Origin of the sequence: Geomonas sp. (assembly GCF_035254065.1) — a bacterium.
Lineage (GTDB): Bacteria > Desulfobacterota > Desulfuromonadia > Geobacterales > Geobacteraceae > Geomonas.
Genome location: NZ_DATFBA010000202.1, coordinates 1 through 5468, shown reverse-complemented (window position 1 = coordinate 5468; position 5468 = coordinate 1). Strand labels below are relative to the sequence as shown.

Below are 5468 nucleotides of genomic sequence, written 5' to 3'. Positions count from 1 at the left end.
CAGATGTACGGCCTGCAGGTCGACGACTCGCCTGCGCCTTCCCGCCACCTCACCGACGGCCTGCAGCTCACCTTCGGGAAACGGACCATCGAGGTCCTGCACACCCCCGGGCACACCCAGGGGGGATGCTGCCTGCTGCTTCGCAACGAGCAGGTCGTGATTACCGGCGATACCCTGTTCGCCGACTCGGTGGGGCGCACCGACCTGCCTGGCGGCTCCCACGAGCAGCTGATTGCCTCCATCAAGGAGAAGCTCATGCCGCTGCCGGACGACACCGTGGTCTGGCCCGGGCACGGACCTTCCTCCACCATCGGCAGGGAGAGGCGCTTGAACCCGTATATCAACGGTTAGGGGGGAGTCTATGCTGAAAGGCAAAGTGATCGTCCTCGGGGTGACCGGGGGGATCGCCGTTTACAAGGCGGTTGAACTGCTGCGGCTCTTGACCAAGGCGGGCGCCCAGGTCCACGTGGTGATGACCCGGGCAGCTATCGAGTTCGTGGCCCCGCTCACCTTCCAGACCCTGTCCGGCAATCCCGTGCACCTGGAGCTCTTCAACCTGATCTCCGAGCAGGAGATCGGTCACATCTCCCTTGCCGAACGGGCTGACCTCTTCCTGATCGCGCCGGCCACCGCCAATTTCGTCGGCAAGGTGGCCGCAGGTCTCGCCGACGATCTGTTGACCACCACCGTGATGGCGACCAAGGCGCCTGTGCTGATCGCCCCCGCCATGAACGTCAACATGTACCACAACCCGATCTACCAGGAGAACGAGGAGCGCCTCAAAAGGCATGGCTACCTCTTCGTCCCTCCGGCCTGCGGGATGCTCGCCTGCGGCTACGAGGGAGAGGGGAAGCTGCCGGACCCCACGGTGATCCTGGAAGAGGCCATCGCCGCACTCACTCCCAAGCGGCTTTCCGGTCGAAGGGTGCTGGTGACCGCCGGTCCCACCCTGGAAGAGATCGATCCGGTCCGCTACATCAGCAACCATTCCTCCGGCAAGATGGGGTACGCCATCGCACGCCAGGCGCGGCTGCGGGGTGCCGAGGTGACGCTGGTCACCGGGCCTACCGCGCTTTCCGTACCATGCGGGGTTAAGGTGATCAGGGTGGAGAGTGCACTACAGATGCGGGATGCGGTGGTCAAAGCGGTTGAAGAGACCGATATCGTCATCAAGGCCGCTGCGGTAGCCGACTACCGGCCGAAGCTACGGGCCGGGATGAAGGTGAAGAAGAACGCCGCGGAACTGGCCATCGAGCTGGAGAAGAACCCTGATATCCTGTCCGAGATCGGCGCCAGGAAGGGGAACCGCGTGCTGGTAGGCTTCGCCGCCGAGACCCAGGATCTCCTTGGCAACGCCAAAAGCAAGCTTGAGAAAAAGAACCTTGACATGGTGGTGGCCAACGACGTCTCCCAGGTGGGGGCGGGCTTCAACGTCGACACCAACATCGTTAAGATGCTCTTCGCGGACGGACGGGTGGAAGAACTGCCGATCATGGGGAAGGACGAGGTGGCTGGGATCATCCTGGACCGGGTGGAGGAGCTTGCGAAAGGGAAGGGGTAGGGACAGCGACCGCCAGAACCAAGTCAACATCCCGAAGCGCTCACGCCGTTCGCCCTGAGCCTGTCGAAGGGCCGCCGTGTAACAGCTGAAGGGCGTGCTTCGACAAGCTCAGCACGAACGGCTATCATCGATCCGCATTTGATGGATCGGTGGTCTCAGGTAGAAAGGATCTGCCCCAGCAGCTCCGGCTCGCAGATGGCCTCCTTCAGCTTCAGCTTCAGCTGGGCCAGCTCGGCGTATGCCTGTGGCTTGGTGATCTTGCCGCTGCGGTACAGAAAACGGAGGTTCTTGCGCACCGCCTCGGCGGCGGCCAGCGCTTTCTCACCGGTGGGATCGGCATGGTAGTAGCGGGAGTTTTCGCCGTTGTTGAGGAAGTCGTAGACGGCCTCCTGGGCGAGCTGCATGTACTCTTCCCGGTCATTTTCGTCCAGCTCATAGCGGGAGTTATCGGACAGCGTCTGCAGGATGCCCTGCCACTTCTCCAGGCGGCTTAACAGCAGGATGGAGTTGAAGATCCGCTTGTTGGTGGTGAACGAAAAGAGGGTGTCGGAGAGGACCTTGCGCAGCAACTCGTCGTTCTGGGCGAAATGCTCCCGCGCCACCTTCTTCCCGGTCTCCCAGATCTCCTTCTCGACGTAGTTCTCGAAGCGCATCTCCCAATAGGCATGCTTCAGGGTCAGCGACGAAAAGCTCCTCATCACCTTGTAGGGGACGAAGTAGTTATGGGCGATGCAGTCGGCCGCCAGGTGGCTCAGGTAGCCGTAGCCGCAGGCCTGCTGGGACTGGTCGTGGGCCCGGTCCAGCACCCGGTGGCCGATCCGCCAGCGGTGGCAGTGTTCGAGGTAGTGGGTGAACTTCTTGCCCAGGATGATGTCGGCGGCGATGGTGCCGTAGAGGAAGTCGTAGGGGTGGCTGCCGATGATGGCAGCTACGGCCGGTTCCAGTGCATTCAGGTTGGAGAGGACGTTCATCCCGAGTTGTAAATGGATTCCCGCCCCCCAGGCGAAGGCTTGCTGAGGGATCGCTATCACGAGCAGCACAGCGGCTGCGACAAGTATGAACATGCCGTTGAGCATAGAGAATGGCCGGTAAAAAGTAAAGGGGTTTGGCATGGTTGAACTGCAGGAGAGAGAGGAGTTGCTCGCCTCGCTGAAGGGGTATCTGGAGGAGCTTAAGGAGAGCGGGGTGGAGGAGCTTCCTGTCGGCACGGGACCTCTGCCGGCAGCTGCAGTCTCTCCTGTCGCGGCTGGCGCCGCCCCTCTTGGTGCGGCAGCTCCGGCGGCAGCTCCAAGCGCTGCACCGGCGGCTGTGGTTAGCCCCGCCGACAGTCCCGCTCCTTCAACTGCTGCAACCGCTTCTTTGCCACACGAGGCCCCGGCACCTTCTCCCGTGGCGACCATCCAGACCTTCGGCAACCCGAGTGCGAGGCTCTTTTTCGTCATCGCCGGCGGCGGGTTCGAGGGGGCTTCCGGTGCCCTCTTGGCGAAGATAGTGGCGGCCATGGGGTTTGCTCCTGAGCAGGTCCTGCTGGCGTCTCTGGATCGTGACATATCCCCATCGGACGCTGCTCTTCGTAAGGCAGTGACAAGCAAGATCGCCGAAGTCGCCCCGGAGGCGGTGGTCGCCCTGGGGGAGAAGGCGGCCCAGTTGATCCTGGAGAGCGCTGCCCCCATCTCCCGCCTGCGCGGCCGGCTGGTCAAGGTGGGAGGCGTTTCCGTCATGGCGACCCTGCATCCGTTTGAGCTCCTCGCCGACGAGGCGCTCAAACGAGAGGTCTGGAACGAGATGAAGAAGGTGATGGCTCACCTCACTCGCACTGTAACCCCTTCCTGAGATTCGCCAGGTTTTGCTCCATCAGGGTGATGAAGCTGGTCCCCTTGTCGAAGTCCTGCTTGCTGATATTGTGCGCCGCGTTCAGCATCAGCACCTCCGCCCCGGTCTCGCGGGCGATCATCTGGGCGGTGGCGGGGGAGAGTAGTTCCTCGCAGTAGACGTATTTTAGTCCGTTGCTTCGGATCGCCTTCACCAGTTCGGCCAGCTTTTGCGGCGTGGGCTCGGCATCCGGGTCCACAGCCTGCGCCGAGATGTAGGTGAGACCGTAACGATGCGCCAGGTAGCCGAAGGCGTAGTGCCCGCCGTGCAGGAAGATCCTCTTCTTGCAATTCGCCAACCCGCTTTTGTACTCCTCGTCCAGCTTCTGCAGTTTCTGCTGGTACTCCTTCGCCCGTGCCTGGTAGTACTCCCTGTTGGCCGGGTCCTTCTTGATCAGTCCGAGCGCTATGTTTTCCACCATCACCTGCGCGTTGGCAAAATCGAGCCAGATGTGCGGGTCCAGCCCGCCGTGGTGGATGTGCCCGTCGTGCCCCTTGTCAGCCTCCCCGTGCTCGTGTTCCTCGCCGGGGCCGGCCTTCACCATCTTGACACCCTTGCTGGTGTCGACCACCTCCGGCTTGGTCGCCACTGACTGCAGAAGCTTCACCGCCCAGGGCTCCATGAACTCGTTGGTGTAGATGACCACGTCCGCCTTGCTCATCTTCACCACGTCGTCAGGTCTGGGCTCGAAGCTGTGCGGCTCCACGCCGGGAGGGAGCAGCAGGGTGACCTCGGCCTTGTCGCCGGCCACCGCCTTGGCAAAATCGTAAAGGGGGAACAGCGTGGTGACCACGTTGAGCTTGTGCTGGCCGGGCGGGGCCGGTGCAGCAGCCTTTTGGGCTCCATGATCCTTGCAGCCGAAGATCACTGCCAAGACGGCGACTGCGATCACTATCGAAACGACTTTTCTCATGTCATCTTCCTTTCAGTGGGAAAGGCATAAATAGAAACCATTTCGATTTAAATGTCAAGCCGTCCGGCGTTTGGCAACGATCTCAGCAAACTATCACATTTTCCCCGTACGCCAAATCCCTCCACCTCGCGCGATGTCACTCCGCCGGGGTCGCACACTCCCTGAGTCTTCCGTCTTCGAAGAAAGAGATCGGCTGCATCTCGTTGCACATCTTTCCTTGCACCTGGGTTTTAGTCGAGAGGAGGCAACTCTCCAGCTTCCCGGAGGGGTAGAATGAAATATTCCCCATTTCGTCGCAGGTAATCGGGCCATAGTGGTAAAAGTCCCTGCTGGTGCAGCTTCGCAGCGTGCCAAGCTCGTAGAAGCTGATCATGTCGAAGCTGTTGCACACCACTCCATCAACGGTAAAGAAGTCGCCCAGTCGGCACGATTTCAGTTTGCCGGTGGGATAGTAGGCAATATTGGAACCGGCGTTGCAGATAGATGCGTCCGCCGCAAAGGATATCCCGACCCAGCTTCCCACTAGCATGCTCACAGCGATAGTCATCACTCTCATCCGTGCCTCCCTTTCTCAAACCCGTTACTCATAAGTCATTGGCAAGTATAGCGGTAAAAGCTTCTTTTCATACTCTGCCAGCCGCTGTTTCCTACCTTTTGGCACCCTTGACAGTCGACCCGCCTCCGATATGCTTTCCCAAATCCGGTTAGTGGAAACACATCTATCTCGCCGGCTATTTCTATGGCAACGCCGAGAGCAGATATGACTGGCGCTGCCGCTTTCGCCAAGGAGGCATCTACATGATGCACCTGAAACTGCTGATCGTTGCCGTTTGCCTGTTTGCCCTGGCGACGCCCGTGCTGGCTGCCCCAGTGCCGGCGACCCCGATGGTGTCGAGCAGCGATACCTACGGCTACCCCATCGCTGATTCCTACGACGCCACCATCATCGGTACGCCGCCCAAGCTGATGCCCGTCTATCCCCCCAAGATGCGCAGCCGGCAACTGACGCTGGACGTGATACCGGACCGCAAGAAGCCCCCCATCTTTTTCTACGACAAGGGGCTGAAGGTCACCTTCGCCTGGCAGAAGGAGAGGGCTCCGCTGATCTTTCTGATCGCAGGC

At 60.9% G+C, this 5468-nt stretch carries 6 protein-coding genes and 1 pseudogene; 4 read left to right on the top strand and 3 right to left on the bottom strand.

Annotation, left to right across the window (positions count from 1 at the left end):
• Both VJ604_RS09690 and coaBC read left to right on the top strand, forming a co-directional pair.
• A partial coding sequence (locus VJ604_RS09690; protein ID WP_324082000.1) for an MBL fold metallo-hydrolase occupies positions 1–351 on the top strand: 351 nt, incomplete at its 5' end.
• A gap of 10 nt (positions 352–361) precedes the next feature.
• A complete protein-coding gene (gene coaBC, locus VJ604_RS09685) occupies positions 362–1561 on the top strand; it encodes a bifunctional phosphopantothenoylcysteine decarboxylase/phosphopantothenate--cysteine ligase CoaBC (protein WP_324081998.1) in 1200 nt (399 codons plus the stop codon).
• A gap of 155 nt (positions 1562–1716) precedes the next feature.
• Here the strand turns inward: coaBC and VJ604_RS09680 are convergent, their stop codons facing one another.
• Positions 1717–2637, bottom strand: coding sequence for a zinc dependent phospholipase C family protein (locus VJ604_RS09680; RefSeq protein ID WP_324081996.1), 921 nt, complete (start codon positions 2635–2637; stop codon positions 1717–1719).
• 34 nt (positions 2638–2671) lie between these two features.
• Here VJ604_RS09680 and VJ604_RS09675 point away from each other — a divergent pair, with 34 nt between their 5' ends.
• Positions 2672–3394: a uracil-DNA glycosylase family protein gene (locus VJ604_RS09675; protein WP_324081994.1), complete on the top strand. Its 723-nt coding sequence runs from the start codon at positions 2672–2674 to the stop codon at positions 3392–3394.
• Here the strand turns inward: VJ604_RS09675 and VJ604_RS09670 are convergent.
• A complete protein-coding gene (locus VJ604_RS09670) occupies positions 3369–4346 on the bottom strand; it encodes a metal ABC transporter solute-binding protein, Zn/Mn family (RefSeq protein ID WP_324081992.1) in 978 nt (325 codons plus the stop codon). The two genes, VJ604_RS09675 and VJ604_RS09670, sit on opposite strands and share 26 nt — an antisense overlap.
• 136 nt (positions 4347–4482) lie before the next feature.
• A complete protein-coding gene (locus VJ604_RS09665) occupies positions 4483–4902 on the bottom strand; it encodes a hypothetical protein (protein WP_324081990.1) in 420 nt (139 codons plus the stop codon).
• Positions 4903–5144: 242 nt separating this feature from the next.
• Here VJ604_RS09665 and VJ604_RS09660 point away from each other — a divergent pair.
• Positions 5145–5468: pseudogene (locus tag VJ604_RS09660) on the top strand (hypothetical protein); the annotation flags it as partial.